Source organism: Bacillus sp. FJAT-28004 (genome assembly GCF_001280845.1).
Taxonomy (GTDB): domain Bacteria; phylum Bacillota; class Bacilli; order Paenibacillales; family Paenibacillaceae; genus Pristimantibacillus.
On record NZ_LGHP01000002.1, the window covers coordinates 405,681 to 428,041 of the forward strand.

Annotated in this window: 15 protein-coding genes; 13 read left to right on the forward strand and 2 right to left on the reverse strand. The window is 42.4% G+C overall.

Annotated features, from left to right (window positions below; all coding sequences use genetic code 11):
• Nucleotides 1-129 precede the first annotated feature (129 nt).
• Both AC787_RS23950 and AC787_RS23955 read left to right on the forward strand, forming a co-directional pair.
• Entirely contained in the window at nucleotides 130-1,281 is a 1,152-nt protein-coding gene (locus AC787_RS23950) for an S-layer homology domain-containing protein (RefSeq protein WP_054027489.1), read from the forward strand.
• A 97-nt stretch (nucleotides 1,282-1,378) separates the two neighbouring features.
• Nucleotides 1,379-2,470 carry a HupE/UreJ family protein gene (locus AC787_RS23955; protein WP_054027490.1) on the forward strand — a complete coding sequence of 364 codons (1,092 nt, stop codon included), beginning with the start codon at nucleotides 1,379-1,381 and terminating at the stop codon, nucleotides 2,468-2,470.
• Between the two features lie 183 nt (nucleotides 2,471-2,653).
• On the opposite strand, the gene AC787_RS23960 is transcribed toward AC787_RS23955, so the two are convergent.
• Complete coding sequence (locus tag AC787_RS23960; RefSeq protein ID WP_054027491.1) at nucleotides 2,654-3,256, reverse strand: hypothetical protein; 603 nt, start codon at nucleotides 3,254-3,256, stop codon at nucleotides 2,654-2,656.
• A gap of 255 nt (nucleotides 3,257-3,511) precedes the next feature.
• Here AC787_RS23960 and AC787_RS23965 point away from each other — a divergent pair, with 255 nt between their 5' ends.
• The 10 genes from AC787_RS23965 to AC787_RS24010 all read left to right on the forward strand — a co-directional run bounded on the left by AC787_RS23965 (nucleotide 3,512) and on the right by AC787_RS24010 (nucleotide 19,493).
• Nucleotides 3,512-5,833 carry a glycosyl hydrolase family 95 catalytic domain-containing protein gene (locus AC787_RS23965; RefSeq protein ID WP_054027492.1) on the forward strand — a complete coding sequence of 774 codons (2,322 nt, stop codon included), beginning with the start codon at nucleotides 3,512-3,514 and terminating at the stop codon, nucleotides 5,831-5,833.
• Nucleotides 5,834-6,057: 224 nt separating this feature from the next.
• A complete protein-coding gene (locus AC787_RS23970) occupies nucleotides 6,058-7,185 on the forward strand; it encodes a glycoside hydrolase family 88 protein (RefSeq protein ID WP_054027493.1) in 1,128 nt (375 codons plus the stop codon).
• Entirely contained in the window at nucleotides 7,172-9,334 is a 2,163-nt protein-coding gene (locus AC787_RS23975; RefSeq protein ID WP_054027494.1) for an alginate lyase family protein, read from the forward strand. Before AC787_RS23970 ends, AC787_RS23975 begins: the two co-directional genes overlap by 14 nt.
• A 78-nt stretch (nucleotides 9,335-9,412) precedes the next feature.
• A complete protein-coding gene (locus tag AC787_RS23980; protein ID WP_054027495.1) occupies nucleotides 9,413-11,128 on the forward strand; it encodes a sensor histidine kinase in 1,716 nt (571 codons plus the stop codon).
• A 7-nt stretch (nucleotides 11,129-11,135) separates the two neighbouring features.
• Nucleotides 11,136-12,731 (forward strand): response regulator, encoded by a 1,596-nt coding sequence (locus tag AC787_RS23985; protein ID WP_054027496.1) that lies wholly within the window; start codon nucleotides 11,136-11,138, stop codon nucleotides 12,729-12,731.
• A 222-nt stretch (nucleotides 12,732-12,953) separates the two neighbouring features.
• Nucleotides 12,954-13,892, forward strand: coding sequence for a carbohydrate ABC transporter permease (locus AC787_RS23990; RefSeq protein ID WP_054027497.1), 939 nt, complete (start codon nucleotides 12,954-12,956; stop codon nucleotides 13,890-13,892).
• Between the two features lie 63 nt (nucleotides 13,893-13,955).
• Entirely contained in the window at nucleotides 13,956-14,744 is a 789-nt protein-coding gene (locus AC787_RS23995; RefSeq protein WP_054028169.1) for a carbohydrate ABC transporter permease, read from the forward strand.
• 123 nt (nucleotides 14,745-14,867) lie between these two features.
• On the forward strand, nucleotides 14,868-16,253 hold the full coding sequence (locus AC787_RS24000) for an ABC transporter substrate-binding protein (protein WP_054027498.1): 1,386 nt from the start codon (nucleotides 14,868-14,870) through the stop codon (nucleotides 16,251-16,253).
• A gap of 135 nt (nucleotides 16,254-16,388) precedes the next feature.
• Nucleotides 16,389-17,630 carry an alpha-L-fucosidase gene (locus AC787_RS24005; protein WP_054027499.1) on the forward strand — a complete coding sequence of 414 codons (1,242 nt, stop codon included), beginning with the start codon at nucleotides 16,389-16,391 and terminating at the stop codon, nucleotides 17,628-17,630.
• Between the two features lie 45 nt (nucleotides 17,631-17,675).
• Nucleotides 17,676-19,493: a glycoside hydrolase family 35 protein gene (locus AC787_RS24010; RefSeq protein ID WP_054027500.1), complete on the forward strand. Its 1,818-nt coding sequence runs from the start codon at nucleotides 17,676-17,678 to the stop codon at nucleotides 19,491-19,493.
• Between the two features lie 105 nt (nucleotides 19,494-19,598).
• On the opposite strand, the gene AC787_RS24015 is transcribed toward AC787_RS24010, so the two are convergent.
• On the reverse strand, nucleotides 19,599-20,585 hold the full coding sequence (locus AC787_RS24015) for a LacI family DNA-binding transcriptional regulator (RefSeq protein WP_054027501.1): 987 nt from the start codon (nucleotides 20,583-20,585) through the stop codon (nucleotides 19,599-19,601).
• A gap of 429 nt (nucleotides 20,586-21,014) precedes the next feature.
• Between AC787_RS24015 and AC787_RS24020 the strand changes: the two genes are divergently transcribed.
• Entirely contained in the window at nucleotides 21,015-22,322 is a 1,308-nt protein-coding gene (locus tag AC787_RS24020) for an ABC transporter substrate-binding protein (RefSeq protein WP_054027502.1), read from the forward strand.
• Nucleotides 22,323-22,361: the final 39 nt, after the last annotated feature.

A 22,361-nucleotide genomic window follows, 5' to 3' on the forward strand; every position in this document is an offset into this window, starting at 1 on the left:
CAAACCCGCTTGCTTTAGCGAAATGTAGAATGAGTTGGTAATGAAATGGGAGGGGAGATCAATTATCCCCCCTTCCTCACTTCTTCCCTCTCATCAAATAAGACGAGTACAGAAAGGGCGGATGGTCCAATGATGAAAAAACTACTTGCATTTAGTCTGGCGTTGCTTTTGACCATACTCGTACTTCCCCAAGTCGTTACTCAGGCAAGCTCCGGCTCGAGCTTTTCTCTGTCCATTTCGGATAACAGCATATCCGCAGGTGATGACTTCCAAGTGACGGTGAGCGGAAAGAAATTAAGCGACTTGTACGCATATGAAGTCAATTTAACCTATGATACCAGCCGTTTGGTGTTTGTGAAGGGTGTTACCGAAGGCGGCGGTTTTGCCGTGAACCCTATTGTGAACGGGAATAAGATACAAATCGCGCATACGAAAATAGGTAATGCTGCAGGCCAGAACGGGGATGTAACATTGGCTACGCTGACCTTTCATGCGGCTAGTCAGGGTAAGGCCGATATTGGACTGGACAGCGTGAAAATGGTGAATTCGCAGCTCGCGACTACGGAAGTTTCAAGCAAAAGCAAAGCATCGGTGAATATAAAAGCGTCGGGTCATGTGGACCGTGTATTCAAGAGCGACATTGTTAATGAAACAAAATTGGTTGATACGATTTCGTCCAAAGTAGCGGCAGCTAATAAGTCTGGTGTAAAGGTTGAAATGGCTGACATTAAAGGACATTGGGGCGAAAAGACCATCGGTGCGTTCGTGAAACTGCAATTTATCAAAGGATATGGGGATGGTACGTTCCATCCGAACGGCAACATTACACGCGCCGAATTTGCAGCGATCATTTCTCGAGTATTCGATATCAACGGAGGCGGCAATCAGCCGGTCGTTCTGAACGATATTAACCGCCACTGGGGTAAAGACGCCATTGAAAAACTTGCTGGCGCAGGAGTGATTACCGGATATGATGACGGGACGTTCAAGCCGAACAAAACGATTAACCGTGAAGAAATGGTTGTAATTCTATCCCGTATAGTGGACTTAAGTAAAGTGGATAAAGATGCTTCCAAAGGCAACTTTGCGGATATAGCAAGCGCAAGCTCTTTTGCAGCAAATCAAATCAAGGATGCGGCAAAAGCGGGCATTATCAGCGGCAAGGGCAATGGCTTATTTGATCCGAAGGGCAATTCCACACGCGCAGAGGCGCTTACGATCGTTCTGAACGCATTGAAACTTAACCCTCAAATAAAAACAATCTTGGACAGCTTGAAATAAGTCGAGCAACATGTTCAAGTTGCAGAATGAACGTTCGTAACCGGACAAACTATATTGCAGATTGTAATACTAGCATTTCATGAAAAGAGGTTCCGCTATGAAGCAGCGTTCATTTCTGTCCTTGCTCATCATAATGATCTTATTATTTTTTGGGACTGCGACAACTACACTTGCGCATTCCATAAATATGAATTACTCGGATTTAAACATTGAAGGAAACGAGATTCTCTATGATCTTTTTATTGAACAAAAAGACTTGTTTCAACAATTCGGTACTGACTTGGATAGTCTGGTGAACGATGAGCTGGCCTCGCAAAAAATTGAATCCTATCTACAGGAAGGTCTTCGCATAGATGCGGATTCGAAGCCCTTAACGATGGAATTGGTTTCGATGAACATGGCGCAAAAGGGTGCCGCGAGAGGCATGGAATTTCAACTGACGTTTATCGCCGATGAAGAATTCGAACAATTTAATCTTCATTACAATCTGGTGTTTGATGATGCACCTGCTCATACGAGTGTACTTATGATCCATGTAGGGGATTATTTTCAGCAGGATATGATTAATAGCACTAATAGAGATATTCAAATCAACCTTCCCCAAGACCAACAGCAGGGCCAGACCAAGGACCTTCCCCAGCCTAAGATTGGCGCTGTTTTGTGGAAATACTTTGTACTTGGAATCGAACACATTTTGCTCGGTTTTGATCATTTGCTGTTTTTGTTATCCTTAGTATTAATCGCAACTCGCTTCAAGGATGCGTTGAAAATTGTTACTGCTTTTACAATCGCTCACAGCATCACACTGTTCTTGGTGGCGACGGGCCGCATTCAGGTCATCCCGTACTGGGTCGAAGCTTTGGTTGCCCTGACGATTTGTTATGTGGCAGTAGAAAATATTTTTGTTCAAAAGGCGAAATGGCGTTGGGTAATGACAGCCATATTTGGCCTGATTCACGGTATGGGCTTCGCCGGGGCATTGGCCGAAACGGGACTTCCAAAGAGCAATATGATTGGCACGCTCCTGATGTTCAATTTAGGTGTAGAAACGGGCCAACTGATGGTCTTATGCCTATTACTGCCCCTCTTGATTTGGCTGCGAAGGTTCCCGTGGTATCGTAAAATGATGATTGTAACGTCTTGCCTTATTTTTGTGCTGGCATTTTATTGGTTGATTCAAAGATTGTAATTAGGCCATTATTTGATCAATACGAGAGTTAGCAGTATTTTTGCTAGCTCTTTTTTTTATTATTGCGGGTCTAACTTTATGAGGGCGTCTTTTTAATTTATGGAAAGGTAAACCCCAAAGCGTTAAAACGTACGGTTACAAAAAGACCGGAAGCAGCTTGCCTCCGGTTTTGATCTTCAATATTCAATTATTAACGACGTTCGCAATGTACGCCCCCATTTTGGAAACTCGTGCGCCATCCTTCGCGGGAACCGTATTCGTCACGCCCCAAAAGTCGCCCGCAATCGTTTCTTCGCCTGGGAACGCGTACAAGTCCAGATCGTGCAAAATTCTATGCATAAACTTCAACGCTTCCGGGTCGTGCTTCTCCTTCGCAATCCAGGCTAGTTCGATAAGGGTCGCTATATCAATTTCAAGCCCTTGAATGGAATATAATTCTTTGCCGATATTGCGGTACTTTTGCTCGTTGAATACTTCCGATCTCAAAAATTTGTCCCAAGCTGCGCCGTTAGGGTCAGTGAAGCGATCAATACCGCCGCCTGTTACTTCCAGATCGAACGCCGCGTGAAATTCTTTCAACGTATTAATAGCGCGGGTTTCCGACGAATATTCAAGAAAATCAACATGCGGTACTCGTGCGGGCGTTTCCTTTACGACTTCCGCCGCTTGTACCGTTTGTGTATCAATGTTCCCCATTACATAAGTAATGCCCCAAGCCATGCCTCCGAAAACCAATGTGAAGGCGATAGAGGCGCCAATAATGTTTAATTTTAAGTTTGTTTTCATATGTAAGTTCCCCCTTGATGTTACATTGCCTATATGTATACACTTCATCTTACGAAAAGTTTCATTAGCAGGAAATAAAAAACGGATAGAAAGACTCAAATAGTCAAAATTTCACTTGCCTAAAGTCAGTATTCCTCCTTTGAATTGTCACTATTTACTCTATAGTAGAATGATTACTGTTTTATATTTCAGCATAATTAGTGTTATAAGATTCTAGTTCTTCGTTTTGTACGAAGTAATCAGGAGTGATAAAATATGGGGATTAACAATTATAGATTAATAGAAAATCGGCCTGCTGGTTTGTGGACAGAGGCATTTCCGATCGGCAATGGACGCTTGGGCGGCATGGTATTTGGTGGTATTCAGACCGAAAGAATTCAATTAAATGAAGACTCAATCTGGTATGGAGGACCGAAAGGGAATGATAATCCGGCAGCCATAGGAAAACTAAAGGAAATTAGAAGCTTATTGCTGGAAGGAGAACCGCAGGAAGCAGAAAGATTAGCTTTGTTGAATATGACCAATGCTCCGCATTATTTTGGTCCTTATCAGCCGCTAGGTGATTTAACGATTAAGACGGAAGGTCATCATAACGCCTCGGACTATCAGCGAGAGTTGGATCTTCAGTCCGGCATCAACTGTATTGAATATAAGTCTGAATATAAGGCTGAGCCTATTCATTATCGGCGTGAGGTCTTTTCAAGTGCAGCAGACCAAGTATTAATCATTCGTCTAACCGCTTCGCAGCAGGCTGCTCTTACTTTGACTGCTCGTTTGAGTCGTAGGCCATTCGAGGGGGAACTTTGCTGTGAGGCAGACGGTATTTTGACAATGAAGGGACAATGCGGGCAAGGTGGCATTCATTACGCAGCTGTATTACAGGCGGTCGTGGATGGAGGCGAGATACAGACTGTTGGGAACTATTTAGACATCCGTCAAGCGAGTTCAGTTACATTGATATTAGCGGCACAGACCTCGTTCCGGTGCTCGGACCCTTGCCAAGAGGCGCTCAAACAGGTGGAACTGGCTGCTTCATTGCCATATGCAGAGCTTAGGAATAGGCATGTTCAGAATCACAGTCATTTATTCGATAGAGTCTCACTAACATTAGGCTCTGATGCTGAGGAAGAGCTTAAGCTTGAACTTGATCAAAAACCTACCTCTGAGCGGCTATTGCAATATCAGCAGGGTCATGCAGATCTAGGTCTTGAAGCGCTGTTCTATCTATACGGACGTTATTTGCTTATTGCAAGCTCAAGGCCTGGAAGCTTACCGGCTAATTTACAGGGAATATGGAATGAAAGCTTCACACCTCCTTGGGAATCAGATTTCCATCTCAATATCAATTTGCAGATGAATTACTGGATGGCGGAGGCTGGCAATTTGCCGGAATGTCACGAGCCGCTGTTCGATCTCATCGATCGGCTGATGGTTAACGGTCGAGAAACGGCACGTAAATTATATGGTGCAAGAGGATTTGTAGCTCATTCCGTCACCAATCTGTGGGCGGAAACAGGGATATTCTGTGCATGGACTCCAGCAATCTTCTGGCCATCAGGTGGCGCTTGGCTTGCCCTTCATTTATGGGAGCATTACAGATACAACGGTAAGGTATCGTTTCTACGTGAACGAGCCTATCCGGTGCTGAAGGAGGCTTCACTTTTTTTCCTCGATTATCTGATCGAAGATGACAAGGGCAGGCTTTTAACCGCGCCATCCCTTTCTCCAGAGAACAGTTATGTATCAGAAAGTGGAACAATCGGGTCGTTATGCGTGGGTCCTTCTATGGATTCTCAGATTCTATATGCGTTATTTAGCGCCTGTATCGAGTCAGCAGAAATTCTTGATCTTGATCCAATGCTTCAAGTGGAATGGATGGAAGCTCGGAGCAGACTTCCTAAGCCGGAGATTGGTCAGTACGGTCAAATTATGGAATGGGCGATTGATTATGAGGAGGCTGAACCTGGACATCGCCACATTTCACATCTATTCGCCCTGCATCCGGGAGAACAAATTATTGCTCATCGAATGCCTGAATTAGGAGAAGGCGCTCGGCGTACGCTCGAGAGGAGATTGGCGCATGGTGGCGGTCATACTGGATGGAGTCAGGCCTGGATCGCGAATTTCTGGACGAGGTTAGGTGACAGTGATAAAGCTCATAAAAGCTTGCAAGATTTATTGCGTAAAGCCGTTCATCCCAATTTATTCGGTGACCATCCACCATTTCAAATTGACGCTAATTTTGGAGGGGCAGCTGCTATTCAAGATATGTTATTGCAATCGCATGGAGGCGAGCTTGTTTTGCTGCCAGCACTTCCTTCCACATGGTCCTCTGGCATGATTACAGGCTTACGGGCAAGGGGAGGGTTCATTGTTGATATCGAATGGTTGGATGGACAGCTAAAGGAAGCCAAGATTCGTACCGAGTCTGGCGGGAAGCTTGCTATTTATAGCGATGTACGGCTAGAGGTTCGTGATATGGAACATAAACTTATATTGGCTGAATGGACGGATTGTACCTATCAATTTGTGATTCCGCCTGGAGCTATGTACCTTCTTAAGCTTGTAAAAGAGTAGACTCAATACATGTAAGGCTAATATTTAGGGTCAATAAGAGGTTTCCGAAGCTTGAAAGCGGCTTTGGAAACCTTTTTTTATATTCTAATAATTGATAATGCGAAGTTTTTAAAAAAAGTCAAAATAGTGCACATTCCTGCTAAAATTCATTCTCATTAAACGATCATTCTTTCGTTATGATTGAGCATAACTAATAAATTGATGAATAAAGGGGGTCTAGCATCGTGTGGAAAACGGCTATTGATGATGCTATTGCAAAGACGCTAAAAAATATAGAGAGATTTGAGGGTAAGTTTCCTCATGTTAGCAGTAATGGAAAATATGAATTGAATGAAAATAATGATTGGACCAATGGTTTCTGGAGCGGGATGCTTTGGTTATGCTACGAATATTCACAGGACGAACGGTTTCGAAATGCGGCGGATAAGACGGTTACAAGTTTCTCTAAACGATTGAAAGACCACGTTGTGCTCGATCATCATGATATCGGTTTTTTATACTCATTGTCCTCCAAAGCACAATGGATCGTGGAGAAGGATGAATCAGCCCGTCAATTAACGCTGCAAGCAGCTGACTTGCTTATGAACCGATGGTGTGAACCTGGAGGCTACATTCAAGCTTGGGGACAAAAGGGAGATGCAAAAGAGGGCGGCCGGATAATCATTGATTGTCTATTAAACCTTCCATTGTTGTATTGGGCGAGCGAACAGACAGGAAATCCATCCTATTTGGAGGCAGCTCGTACACAAGCAGAAAAATCAAGGCGTTACCTAGTAAGAGGGGATGACAGCTCCTATCATACGTTCTTCTTTAATCCGGAAACGGGTGAACCGATCGGAGGGGCGACGCATCAAGGTTATACGAACGGATCAACTTGGACAAGGGGACAAGCTTGGGGTGTATATGGATTCGCACTCTCTTATCGCTACACGAAGGATATCAAATTCCTCGAAACCTCAAAGCGCCTTGCTCGTTATTTCCTTGAACAATTGCCAGACGACCATGTAGCTTATTGGGACTTTAATGCTCCTACCCGGAAAGATACATTCAGAGATAGCTCAGCCTCTGCGATTGTCGCTGCGGGTTTATTAGAACTCCTATCCCTCATGGAGGAGCAAGACCCTGAACGTCTCTATTTCCAAGAACAACTTGAGAAATCGATGACCTCACTCGTTCAGAGATACGCGACGACCTTAGAAGAAGACGCAGAGGGACTGCTTAAGCATGGATCGTATTATGTGCACGGAGGAATATCACCAGATGACTATATGATCTGGGGGGATTATTATTATCTGGAAGCGCTAATGAGGCTTGAGAAGGGTATGGGAGGTTATTGGTATGAACGTAAATAACCAATCTCAGTATGAAGAGCACCTATTTAGCCTATTAAATCTAGATTATGTAGGGTTAGAAGAGGTAAAGAAGGCTGTCCTTCAGAATCGGATTGATGATGCATTTGCGATGTTAAAGCAATATTTTATAAACCGTACTTCACCGAAGATGTATCTGCATAAGCAAGAAATATCAGAGGTTAGCGAGTATGTTAAAGCACATTGTTCAGAAGAATTGCAGGAAGTGCTACAAACAGCTGATGATGTCGTGTCGCAAACTTTCCTATTCCGCTTTCAGTGGGATATGGAACGTACCCGCGTTCCTGTTAGTTTTGATGGTTTAATTGATTGGAATCACATTCAAGACAGTGATGTGGAATGGCCTTACATGCTCAATCGACACCGGTACTGGATTGCGCTTGGACAAGCCTATCAGCTAACCGGAGATGAGAAATATGCCAATAGCTTTAGTTTACAATTAGAGGATTGGATAGATCGAAATCCTGTTCCTTCGGCGCAGACTAGGAATACGTTAACTTGGCGCTCTATTGAAGCGGGATTGCGCTGCAGTAACTGGATCAAGTCGCTGCCCTATTTAATAGATAGTACGGCTATGACACCGCGTCTATTAGCAAAGATGTTAGTCTCCCTCCATGAGCATGCACAATATTTGGCTTCTTCCTTCACAGGCTGGAGTAATATTAGCAACTGGGGAGTTATTGAAACGAGTGGATTATTCCAAATGTCCGTATTCGTTCCGGAATTTAAGCTAACGCATCACTGGCAGCAGTTAACGGCCCAGAGGCTTAGAGAAACATCTCGATTACAAGTGATGAAGGACGGCATTCATTGGGAGCAGTCCCCTACTTATCATCATGAGGTACTGAACTGCTTCCTAGATATTATGACTCTTGCGCGAAATAATGAGATGACCATGGAGGCTAGTTTTACTCATTCGGTAAAAAGTATGGCTGCTGCCTCGCTCTACTGGGCAAAACCGGATCATAGACAGGTAATGCTTGGTGATAGCGATAATAATGATATTCGGTCAGTTATGACGGCTGCTGCGATTATATTCAAGGACCCTATGTTTCGGTTCGCCGGATGGGAAAAGGTCGATTTTGATCAAGCGTGGAATTTCGGACTAGAAGGTATTCGTTATTATGAGGAATGCCCCGTTCAAATACCGCCGCAGCAATCTTATGCGTTTGAACATTCAGGACATTATGTGATGCGTTCTAGTTGGGAAGAACAAGCGTTATATTTATATTTTCGCTGTGGTCCTCTTGGAGGAGGACATGGACACGCTGATATGCTTCATATCGATATTCATGCGTACGGTAAGGCGCTGCTTACGGATCTGGGAAGATATAATTACTCTGATCATACGCCGCTGCGGAAGCAGCTTAAACAGTGCAGCTCTCATAATACAACGGTAGTTGATGATACTGAATTTACGGAAGTTATCGATACATGGCAATTTGGAAGAATTGCTGCAAGAACGGGCAGCGAGTGGATTTCTGAGCCGAATTATGATTATGTTAGCGGGACTCACAATGGCTATATTCATCTGGATGATCCGGTCTATCCCAATCGGAAAATCATCTTTGTAAAACCGTATTTTTGGCTTGTGGTTGATTGTTTTGTGAGCCAGAATGAACATACGTTTAAGCAGTTTTTCCATTTTGCTCCGGGACAATTGAGCTTATCGCAGGAGACTGGTGTTTGTCGTACGACAAATGAGAATGATGCAAATCTTTGCATTATCCCTATCCAGACTGCTGGACTTACGGCTGAACAGAGTGAGGGCATTATTTCACATGAATATAATCTGGCGGAGCCTAACCAATATGTAACCTACGAGAGGACGGGATCAGGTACGACATCTATGATGCAGGTTCTTTACCCGTTACGTGCAGGAGAAACGACCCTTCCTATCGTTGAAAAAGTTCCAGTCTACCTATATACTGGTGAGTTGGCAGAGGACAACAGCGTAGAAGCATGCCGGATCATGATTCCGCATTCAACAGAGGAATATATCATTGTTGTATGTCATAGGGATCCTTCCTATCATATTGACTCTTACATGGTTGACGGCACACAAGTTTTCGGTGAAGTGGTGTTAATTTCCTTGATAGAAGAGGTCAAAGAGATTACGGTCATAAAATAAAGCCTAAAAAGCGAAAACAGGCGATAAGCTACCCTGCTGCAATAGTCATAAAAGCAACTTGAAAGAGGCACGGTAAATATGTCTAGGTTGAGCTATTATCAAAAAATTCAGTTGTCATTTCTCCTATTTATTATTGTACCTATCATTACCGTATCGGTAATCTCATTCGTTCTTATTAAAGAGACCATGGTTGAGAAGCTTCAGTTAAGCAATGATAACTTCTTGAACGTCATGATCGAAGAAATTGGGAAAACGATTGATGATGTTACATTTGCATCGCATTTCATCGTTAATGATACGAATGTCCGGTCAGATTTAAAAAAATTCGCGGATACAGATCGGTTGAATACGTATGCTGATTACACGAATTTCACGAACATAAGGGGAGTATTTTCCCTCATTACATCTAAACCCCTAAATAATAACATTCGCATGTATTTGGTAAATAGAGAAGGCTTTATTATTTCTTCGAATGAGGATGATTTGAATTTAGTTAACAGAAACCTAGACGATTTATATAAAAAAATTGATCTCAACAGGCCAGAAACCCTTCAATGGCTCGGTATGGTAAAAGAAGAGTCCGATAAGGAAGGGACCTATTATATGGCAAGAGTGATTCATGATAATGATGACAAACGCTATCTATCGGTTCTAATTATTGGTATTTCAGAGTCATACTTTGAGAAAGTTCTGAAGCCCGTGGAGTTTGGTAAAGTAGCGCTTTTTGATGCAGAGGGAACTCTTATTGCTGGAAGCACGGAGCTTCTGTGGCATGATGCAGCAGCGAACAGGGATATTCTCCGTTCTGAAGTCACGTTGGACAAAACGGACTGGACGCTTGTTTATGAAGCGAATAAGGAAACCTTTACTGGGGAAATTTCAAGAACCTTCTATTTGGGTATTGGAGGCGTTATTTTCCTCTTTATTATTTTTTCTATCTCTTCTATGTTTATTGCGAGGAGACTGCACAGGCCTATTCAAAAGTTACAGCGTGCTGTCAGGCAGTTTGGATCGGGAAACCTTGATGTAAAGCTTGAAGTAAAGGGGAAAGACGATATCGCTGAGCTTGGTCATTCGTTAAACACGATGATGGATCAGCTCAAAGGGCTTATCCATGATATTGAGCATGAACAGGAACAGAAGAGAGTCATGGAGCTTGAGGCCTTATTCATGCAAATTCGGCCGCACTTCCTAATTAATACCTTAAACTCTATCAAGTGCAGCCTTATCCTGCAGAAAGATCTTCTGCATAGCAAAAGTATCGATTCACTAATGAGCTTGCTAAGAGCTTATCTGAAGGTAAATGAACTGACTTCATTGAAGGATGAATGCGTGCTGCTGGGGCATTACATCGATATTATGAAGATCAGAAATGAAATGCTTCTTGAGCTTACGGTTGAACTTGAACCGGGGCTGGAACAATTATTGATTCCCAAGTTGATGCTGCAGCCTTTAATTGAAAATGCCATTGTACATGGTTTGGTTGACAACCCTGCTGCCAAAATTTCAATTCAAGCAAGAAGAGTAGAGAATGGGATTGTCATTGAAATTGAGGATAACGGTTGTGGAATAGAGGAAGAAAATTTAGCGGTACTGAATCATCATCTACAGTCTGTCGGTTCGGAGCAGTCTTCATCTTATCAGAGGGTCGGCTTGATTAATGTGATTCAACGGTCAAGATTAACATTCGGTCCAACTGCGACTTTAGCTCTTTATCAAAATGCAATAGGTGGGGTAACAGCTTTCCTTCATCTTCCTGTTATTGATCGACATGTTTATTCTTCGGAGGGGTGAATCGGTGATGTATAAAGTAATGTTAATTGATGATGATGTCCCTATGATTCGAGTTTTGCAGCAAATGATAGATTGGGAGTCACTCCAGCTGCGCGTAGTGGGGGCTACCTATTCAAGTGCAAAGGCATTGCATATGTTTGAAGAAACGTCGCCTGATATCGTCATCACTGACATTGGATTGCCGCAAAAAAGCGGAATCGAGCTTGCAGCTATTTTCCGCCAGATGAAACCGGATATTAGAGTCATCTTTTTAACATGTCATGAGGATTTTCATTATGCACAGCAGGCAGTAAAGCTGAATGCAGATGATTATCTTCTTAAAGATCAATTAACGGCGGAGCAGCTGGAGCAAAGTTTAGGGAAATCTATACAACTGCTCAAAATGAAAGTAACAAAGATCGACAATGAAGTATCGAACTATAACAGTGAGCTTTTCAAGCAAGGTTTATTTCAAAGAGTCATTGATGGTGTTAACCCCACATCAACTGTGGGGTACGCAGCTCAGCTCGGTATCTCGTGGGGATACCCCTGGTTTATGATGGGGGTTGTCCATATCAATTTTTCAACTTACGAATCGCTCTACGTTCAGAATAATATTTCGTTGATTTTCTATGCCATCCACAATATCGCAGTAGAGCTGTCTGCTTCTTATGATGGAATAACACCATTTTTGGAAAAAGAGAACTTAGTTATTTTGCATAATTACCGAAATAATTTAGCGGATAACGCCTACCCCTATTTTCAAAAATATATGCAGGAGCTGCAGACTCTTTGTCTTCAATTTCTGAAATTACAACTTAATATAGTCACTGTGACGGATAAGATGGAGCTGCAATCCATTGGAGCCGTCTATCAACAGGTGGTTCAGAATAAAAATGAGTTTTATAAGAGTAGTGAACTTACGGTTACGAATATGAATGTCTTCATGCAGAACATGTTTTTATCATATCCGCTAGGTTTTCTAGATTCTTATAAATCAGATATTGAGCGTGCTATTATGAAAGGCGATTTTGATAGTATCCATAATATCGTCACGAATATAGGAAAGAATGCACAAGAGAATAGAGTCGAGCCAAGTGAGTTGGTTCAGGATTTATCAACCCTCATTCGCAGCATTGATTTAATGTTCTCAAGATGGAAGTCGGATGAAGGGATTTATATGTACCTGTCTTCTGCAAGGACTCTGCACGATGTGACGGGATTGATTGAAAGAAAGCTTATTCACATTGCGAAAAACCGGCAGAAGGGCGTAGAACCCGTTATCCAAGAACCGAAACTGCAGGTTATTCAACAATATCTAGATAAAAATTTATCTGAAAACATTACCTCAATTGACATGGCACGTTATTTATATTTGAATTCAAGCTATTTTTCACGCTATTTTAAACGTCTGACAGGTATTAATTTCACGGATTTTGTTCACCAGTATAAAATGAAAATTGCTGCAAAAATGTTGAAAACGTCTAACCAAAGCATTGAATCTTTAGCGATGGGACTTGGCTATTCGGACAGAACTTATTTTTCAAAAGTGTTCAAGAAGTATATTGGCATGACTCCTAGTGAATATAAAGCAAATTATACGATTAACACTTATGTAAGATGATTAGTTTATAGTCAAAATTTTTAGTAACCTGTCCTCCGATACTACCGGGGTACAGGTTATTTATCGTTCCTGTGGTTTATAATTCTTATGCTGTGTTTTCCATGAATTCAAGCGATTTGGAAAGTCAAAATATTGCTCCTACGAAGTCATAATCCATCGTTCATCGGCTGGGGAATTCTATTATCATTAGTATCAACTTAATAAATGTTGAGGTGATAAGAAATGGAAGCTGCTAAAACAATCACAAACCCTGAAATTCTACAGAAGCCAAAAAAGTTTTGGACTCCGAAGCGGAAAGAAGCTCTAATCGGCTGGTTATTTCTTGCCCCAGAAATCATAGGTATGTTATTGCTAAATGTATTTGCACTTGGGTTTTCTCTTTATTTGAGCTTTACTTCGTGGGATCTGTTATCAGGTCTAGGAGGCATTAAGTTTAACGGTATCGACAATTATATTAAAATGTTCAATGATCCAACCATTATTAAAGCGCTGAAAAACAATCTGCTTTACACCGTGCTAACGGTTCCAGTTCCTATTGCTATATCACTGGTACTAGCTGTTCTCATTCACAATAAGGTGTTTTGGAAGGACTACTTTAAGGTTGTGTTCTTCATTCCCTACATTTCATCCATTATTGCGGTTGCAGCAGTATGGAGCGCTTTATTCCACCCTTCATTAGGGCCGATTAATCAGTTCTTGATGGATCTAGGAATTTCCAATCCGCCTAAGTGGTTGGTGGACCCGAAAAGTTCACTTATAGCTATTGCGATCATCACTTCTTGGGCAGGGCTTGGTTATACGATTATTATTTATTTGGCCGGTCTTACAAGTATATCGAATGAACTATATGAAGCTGCGGAAATCGATGGAGCGACTTCAATGACCAAGTTTATCAAAATTACGGTTCCTTTGCTTCGTCCGACAACTTTCTTCTTGTTTATTACAATGTTGATTGGTTCATTTAAAGTATTTGATATTATCTCTTATTTGACAGCAGGCGGACCAGATAATTCTTCTACAGTGATTGTTTTCCGGATCTATGAGGAAGGATTCGTGAATTACAATATGGGGTACGCGGCTTCTATATCATGGTTGTTATTTGCGATTATTGCTATCATTACTGCGGTTACCTGGAAATTCAGAAATGAAGAATCGGTATAAGGGGGAGGGATCATCTTGCTTATCATTAGAAAAAATATTTCAAAAATAATCACTACCATTATCATGGGTGCAATTTCTATTTTCTTCTTAGTTCCATTTATATGGATGCTTTCATCAGCTTTTAAATTTGAAAAAGATGTTATGCGATTTCCCATTGAATGGATTCCTAAAAATATCAATGTGGTGTACAATTTTAAAGCTGTTTGGATGGGGAATGTAAACTTTCTTCATATTTATTTCAACTCTATTAAAATAGCGGTCATTGTAACTTGTCTTACATTGCTCTTTTCCACTATGGCAGCTTTTGCTTTCACAAAGCTCCGTTTTAGCGGGAGAGGTCTTGTATTTACGGCTCTGATTTCGTTCATGATTATTCCTGACCAGGCCACGTTAATTCCTCGGTTTATGCTGGTTCGTTGGCTAGGTCTTTATGATAATCACTTAGCGCTGATTTTTATGGGGATGTTTTCAATTTATTTCACATTCCTGCTTCGTCAGTTCATGGCGGGCATTAGCGATGAGTATATGGAAGCTGCAAAAATTGATGGAGCAGGCCATTTAAGAATATTCAGCTCTATTATCATTCCGCTGTGCCAACCGGTGCTTGCTACCGTTGCGATTATAAAGTTTATATGGTCATGGAATGATTATCAGAATCCGCTTATTTTCTTGCAATCAAAGGATTTATATACGATCCCGCTGGGCATGAGCCTATTCAGGGATGATTATACGACGAATGATGCCATTATGATGATGGCTTCGTTGTCAGCCATTATCCCTTTATTAATTATATTTATCATATTGCAGAAACAAGTTATTAACGGCATTGCACTTGGCGGCGTTAAAGGTTGATATTTGCAAAAAAGTCAAAAAAGTAATCTTTTTACCTCAAAATTATACTCTTGTGTGAATCATCCAGTCTTTATACTGATGATGAAAGAAGATTAGTCAGCTATTAAATTGGGGGGCAAACAAATGATTAAAAAAGGAAAACGCAAGTTCTTAGTTTCTATCTGTCTTATGTTAGCTGCTTTTGCAGTGCTAAGCGCATGTGGAGGTAATTCTAATTCGACTAAAAAATCAAACGCTACGGAGTCTGAGGGTGCAGCGGACAAGCAAGTAACCATTAAGTATTACAATTTTGATAGTGCGGCTCAAGAAGTTGGTACGAAAGCCATGCTGCAAGAATTCGAGAAAGAGAACCCAGATATTAAAGTTGAGCATGTCATTCTCGTTCCGGGTAATTCCTTGGAAATGTTGAAAAAGCTTGATTTTCTAATTTCATCGGGTGAAGCGGTCGATGTTGTTAACGTTCCGAGCGCGTCAGCGGTTATCGAAAGAGCAACTAGAGGTGCGCTTGCTCCTTTGAATGAATTTTATACTGCCAATAATCTTGTTGCTGAGGATGAATATTTCGTTAATCCAAAAATCGATGACAAGACTTATGGTATGCAGATGTCCACAGGCTACCAGTTCATTCTACTAAATAAGGATGCCCTAGATGCAGCGGGCTTGCCAGTGCCAACATATGGTTGGACATGGGATGACTTCCGCGAGTATTCCAAGAAGTTGACCAAAGGTGAAGGCGTGGATAAACAGTACGGTTCGTACTTCCATACGTGGGAATTGTATATGAATGCTCCAGCGCAAACGGTGATGAAAGATCCTTTCCGTTATGATGATGGAACGACGATCTTGGCTGATCCAACTTATAAATACTTCTTCCAGCTGCGCAAAGACATGGAAGCGGTAGATAAATCGGCTAAACCTTATGCGGATGTCCTTGCATCCAAGCTTAACTATCGTACTGAATTCTTTAGTGAAAGTGCTGCCATGATTCTTTCTGGAAGCTTCATGATTCCTGACCCAGGAAATACGGAACAATATCCGCATGATTTCAAGACGGCATTTGCTCCAGTTCCGCTTCCTCCTGCGAATGCACAGCCAAAAGATTATGATGGCGGTAAATATTTTGTAGGCGGAGGACATCTAGTAATGGGAGCGACTTCCAAGCATAAAGAAGCTTCGTTCAAATTAATGCGGTTTATGACAACGACTGACTCGGAATCAAGAAACGAGTTCTCAGGATGGAAAAAATCAGACCAAAATGCCGTTCTTGATCGTTTGATCGGTAAAAACGCTGATAAATACGATGTTGAATCTCTTAAAAACACATTGTTTGGTCCTGAAATTAAATATTTGGATGCCTCACAAGTTGTAACTACAAGTACTGCTGATTTAACCAAAGTTATAGGTGATGGTTTTAGTAAATTCATGCTAAGTAACGATTCGATTGATGATGTACAAGCATGGATGGTAAAAGAAGCGACGAGAATCATTGATGAGAAAGAAACGAAATAAAAACAAGTGAAATGAAACAGGAATTGAGGAGCTTTGATCAGTCTAGACATGGCTGCTGCAAAGCTCCTTTTTCTCGTGACGGATCAATGTAACTTATGTAATAGGACACTAAATGTAAGGAAAGGGAGATGTAATATGGCTAACTTATCACCATCATTATCAGTGCCAACCGAGCAGCAGCGTCGTTGGCAGGATCTTGAACTAGGAATGTTCTGTCACTTTGGAATGAATACGTTTTGTGATCAGGAATGGGGCGATGGGAATGACTCGCCTGCTTTGTTTAATCCGGCCCAGCTTGATGCTCGCCAGTGGGTGCGTACGGCGAAGGATGCAGGATTCCGATACTTCGTGCTTACGGCAAAACATCATGACGGCTTCTGTCTTTGGCCGACCGCAATGACGGATTATTCGGTTGCCTCTAGTCCTTGGAGAGATGGCAAAGGGGATATCGTAAGGGATTGTTCAGATGCCTGCCTTGAAGAAGGAATTGGCTTTGGCCTATATTTATCTCCTTGGGATAGACATGAACCGTGTTATTCTGATCCGGAGGCGTATGATCATTTCTACGCTAGACAGCTGGAGGAATTGCTAACGGGTTACGGTCCACTCGTTGAGATCTGGTTCGATGGAGCGGGCTCAGAAGGAAGAGAGTACGATTGGAAACGAATTATGAATCTGATCAAGCAGCATCAGCCGGATGCCATGGTATTTAATATGGGAGCACCGACGATACGATGGGTAGGTAATGAGGATGGTCTTGCCCCTTATCCTTGCTGGAATACAGCTGAATCTGCTCGGGTGAGCATGTTTAGTGAAGGGTCTCTGAAATGGCTGCCTGAAACACCTCGCTGGGTACCGGCAGAATGTGATGTGCCTATTCGCAAGGACCGATGGTTCTGGCACCCGGATGAGGAGCATCTGCTGCTTTCCTTGGAGCAATTAATGGACATCTATTATCGGTCGGTTGGTCATGGTGCAACACTGCTTCTGAACGTAACGCCAGATAACCGGGGACTTATGCCGGAGGCAGATGTGAATCGCGTTATCGCTTTCGGGAACGAGGTTCGTCGCAGGTTTGATCATTCACTTGCCGAGATGTCTGGCGAGGGAGAAGTTATCGAGCTTGAGCTGCCTGAGAATCTGATCATTGACCATATTATCACAATGGAAGACATTGCTTATGGAGAACGGGTACATGACTATAGGATTGAGGCCCACTCCGGGAATGATTGGATAGAAATTATCCGCGGCAGCGCAATTGGGCACAAAAAAATAGATCACTTCAACCCAATTTCTACGGACAGAATACGTTTAAGTGTGCTTGGGGCGATTGAACGTCCAATGATAAGACGATTTGCCGTATTTAATAGTAAATAGGTTCGTAGTTAACAAAGGAAACTGTTAAGGATGGGAGAGGGAACCATGAGTCAATTGGAGATTAGAGATGGGCAGTATTACTTGCATGGGAAGCCTTATCGTATCGTGTCGGGTGCCATACACTATTTCCGTGTCGTGCCAGAGTATTGGATGGATCGTTTACAGAAATTGAAGGCATGCGGATTTAATACGGTGGAAACTTACGTTGCCTGGAATGTGCATGAGCCTCAGGAAGGTCAATTTCAATTCGAAGGAATGGCTGATATCGTTCGGTTTATTGAGCTTGCGGGACAACTGGATTTGCATGTCATTGTTCGACCTAGTCCATTCATTTGTGCGGAGTGGGAATTCGGGGGATTGCCGGCATGGCTCTTGAAAGAAAACGATATGCAGCTTCGCTGCTCGGATAAGGCCTATTTAGCGAAGGTGGATCGGTATTATGATGTATTAATTCCTAAGCTTGTTCAACTGCTCTCTACGAATGGTGGGCCGATACTGGCGGTTCAGGTGGAAAATGAATATGGTAGCTACGGCAATGATACATCCTATTTGAAATATATTCGTGACGGGCTTGTACAAAGAGGGATAGACGTGCTGCTCTTCACTTCTGACGGTCCTACTGACGAGATGCTGCTCGGCGGCACGATAGAGGATGTTCACGCAACAGTGAATTTTGGTTCGCGTGTTGCGGAATCGTTCGGAAAGTATCGGGAATATAGAGAGACAGAACCGCTTATGGTGATGGAATTTTGGAATGGTTGGTTCGATCATTGGATGGAACCTCATCATGTTCGTGATGCTTCCGATGTGGCTGATGAATTGGATAAAATACTGGATAGTGGTTCGTCAGTTAATCTTTATATGTTCCATGGCGGAACGAATTTTGGATTTTACAATGGCGCCAATCATATTAAAACGTATGAGCCCACGGTAACTAGCTATGATTACGATGCACCGCTGAGTGAATGGGGAGATGTGACGAGCAAGTATGAGGCGGTTCGCAGCGTGTTTGCTAAGCACGGCATTGAGCCAGGATGTGAAATGCCGCAGCCGATTCCTAAATATTCATATGGAAAGGTGACACTTTCAGAGAGCGGGACACTGTTCGATCACCTAGACCAATTATCTGAGCCAGTAGAATCGACATTTATACAGCCTATGGAGAAATTCGATCAAGCATATGGTTTTATTCTATATTCGACTTGGGTGAAAGGGCCTCGATCCGGGCAGAAGCTGCATATTCAGGAGGTCCGTGACCGAGCTCAAGTATTTCTAGATGGCAAGTTATTAGGTGTTGTGGAGCGCTGGGACCCTAAGTCCTTAGATATTAACATTCCAGAAACTGGGGCAAGACTCGATATTCTTGTTGAGAATATGGGCCGAATCAATTACGGTCCTCGACTTCGTGATCCTAAGGGCATTACGGAAGGAGTGCTCCTTGATAACCAGTTTCTATACAATTGGACGATTCGGACACTTCCCCTAAGTCCCGATTCTCTATTATCTGTGAGCTACGAGAGAACGAAAGATCAAGAATTGTATAAAGAAACTCCGGCATTTTACAAAGGTTCTTTTGAGGTAGAAGAGATAGGGGATACTTTTTTAAGGTTTGATGGTTGGAAAAAGGGTGTAGCATGGGTTAATGGCTTTAATCTGGGACGGTATTGGGAGATAGGACCTCAGCGTGCGTTGTATATCCCAGGGCCGCTGCTTCGTAAGGGACGTAATGAAATTGTACTGTTTGAGCTGCATGGTTATTTAAATGAGCCCGTGATCACCCTTATTGATCAGCCTGATCTCGGAAAATCCGCAGCGGTGGACGACCGAGTGTTAAATTTTGTTCAAGATGAGCAGACAACCTAATAATAAATAGCATTCTTTATTTTGGCCGGATGTGGAGTATTAATTAAGGTGAGAAGCACTATAACCATTAGGTTGTGGCGCTTCTCTGTTTATAACCAGAATCTATTAGAGTGAATCGCGATCGATGATTGTGTATGGGACATTTGTGCGGAGTGGAATCTCATTTCCTTTAATATTTCCGATCAATAGCTCGACTGATCTTCTCCCGATTTCGTCCACATTAAAGTCGATCGTGGTGAGCGGCGGATTGACGTAATTCAGAATGTCGATGTTGTCGAAACCCATGACACCGACTTGTTCCGGCACTCTAATTTTCTGTGTTTTTAGATACCGCAGTATATCTAACGCATAGAAATCGCTGCTGCAAAGTATCACCGGTTTTTCTTTCGATTCGACTATCAATCGATTGATAGTCATTAAATAATCTTTGTCGGTTACAACGTTAAGCTGAATGTCGGGTAACGCTTCACAAGCCTCTAGAAATCCTTTATGTCTTTGTTCTGGACTGTAAGTATTTTCTCTACCCTTATTGCGTAATGGGGGGCTGACATAAATGATGTACCGGTATCCTTTAGAAACAACATGGTTGACAGCGTCTTTCATTGCTTGTTTGTCATCAATCCAGACAAAAGGAAATCTTGCGGACAGTCGATTACCGAAAGATAAAATCGGAATATTCGATCTATTAAGAAATGATTCGAACTTGAGGCCACTATTGATTGGAGATAACGCAATTCCATCAACTCTTCGGTCTAACAGGCTGCTTATATACTCAATTTCAAGATTTTTATCTTTATTGGAGAGTACGAGATAAATGAAGTAACCCTGTCTTCTTGCTTCCTCTTCAAACGAGTGGAACAGTTGGGAGAATATTCGATTATGAATATCAAATAATATTACCCCCAAAGTTTTGGTTTGACCTTTCACAAGGCTTTGAGCCAAAAAGTGTGGACGATACCCAAGATCTTCGGCTACTTTTAATATTTTCTCACGTGTTGCTGCACTGATTCCTGGGCGGTTGTTGAGCGCACGGTCAACCGTTCCTCGGGTCACTCCACATATCTCTGCGATCTGTTTGCTAGTTACTTGCATGACTCTCAAGGAACCTCCAATGTCATATTCTGCAACAATAATCGTATAACAGAAATGAAAGAAGGTCAATCCGTTCATGTGCACGAAAACAAATTTATCCAGAAAACCGTCTTGAATATATTAAAAATAAAACGTTTACAAAATAAAAAACGGCTGATACAATGAAATAGTTCACGTGCACGGTGATCTCGTAATTTTTGGAAAAGGCGGTGATGGACACCAAACTTAAGAGGCTTTTATTCTTGGTGGTGTTTCCATTTCCATCGGCTTGTTTGATTGAATCAGTAATTTTTTTTACTCTTTTCCGTTCACGTGAACGGATTGGGGAATACCTCATGAATTCGAATGCATAAAGGGTGGGTTTTGCTCGTATTTCCGCTGTACGACTGGCGAGGAACCAACATTATAAATTCGAGGATGGTGTTCTGTTTGAGAAAAACAGTCATGTTGTGCTTGATTTTTGTATTGTGCTTTAGTCTTTCAGCATGCAATTCTTCTAATTCCTCTAGCAACTCCAATAATTCAAATTCCTCTAACACATCAGGCAATGGCGCTTCCGGCGACGAGAAAGCTGAATTAACGCTCGTTTGGAGTAAAAACGAAGCTTCCGATGCGCAGCTCAAAGATGTCCTGACAGAATTTAATAAGTTATACCCTAATATCAAGGTCAAACGAATCGAAGTGGTTAATAGTTCTTGGGGGGATTATTTCAATAAAATCCAAACTATGATTGCCGGCGGCAATCCGCCCGATGTCATCCGTGTAGCGATTGAAGGCATACAGATGTTCGCCAAGCAGGATTTGCTGCTTCCGCTGGACGCTTATATGGAAAAGGACCCTAACGCGCTCGACAATTACGACGACATCCATCCAATGGTTCAAGCTCCGTTTGTAGTCGACGGCCAGACCTACGGATTCGTCTGGGATTGGAACAACGTGGTCATGCATTTTAATACTGATAAATTGAAAGAGGCAGGACTGGAAGTTCCAGGAAGAGACTGGAACAAAGATGATTTTCTTACTTACGCTCAAAAGCTGACAACAGAGAAGGATGGCAAAAAGTCTTATGGCTTTGCGATCCCTGCCTACTATTTCGGTGCTTCGGCATGGTTGTTTAATAACGAAGCAAGCGTACTGGATGAGGCTATGACGACCAGTAAGCTTGACGATCCGAACGCGATCGAGCTCATGCAGTTTTTCCAAGATCTCATTTATAAATACAAGGTATCGCCGGTACCAAACCCTAAGGATGACCAAATTCAAATGTTGATGAGCGGGCAGGTCGCGATGATGTCTGCCGGTAAATGGCCGTTTGCCTCTTATGATAAAAACGATTTTAAAGCTGTTGATGTACAGTTCCTGCCGACCCTCAAAACCAATAAAGTCATATTCGGCTCGGGTGCTTTCCCAGTACTTAAGTCCACGAAATATCCAGATGCGGCTTATAAGCTGTCCGCATTTCTAGCTGGTGTCTATTCGCAGAAAAAAACACTGTCGAATGCCTCCATCCCTACTAGAAAATCGGTTATGGAAGAGGTGCTGCCGAAGACCCCGGCGTCCAATTGGCCAATTTATGCGGAAAGTGCGGATATTGCGAAAGCAGTGGAATCACCTGTTCAGTATGCGGAGGTACAAGGTATATTCGACCGCTATCTGTCACTAATCCTATCCAACCAATCGGATGCGGCAACGGCTTTGAAGAAAGCTAAAGAGGAGATTGACAAAATATTGAAGTAGTTCCTATCCTTACGGCTGCTGCGGCGGGCTAGAGAGTCC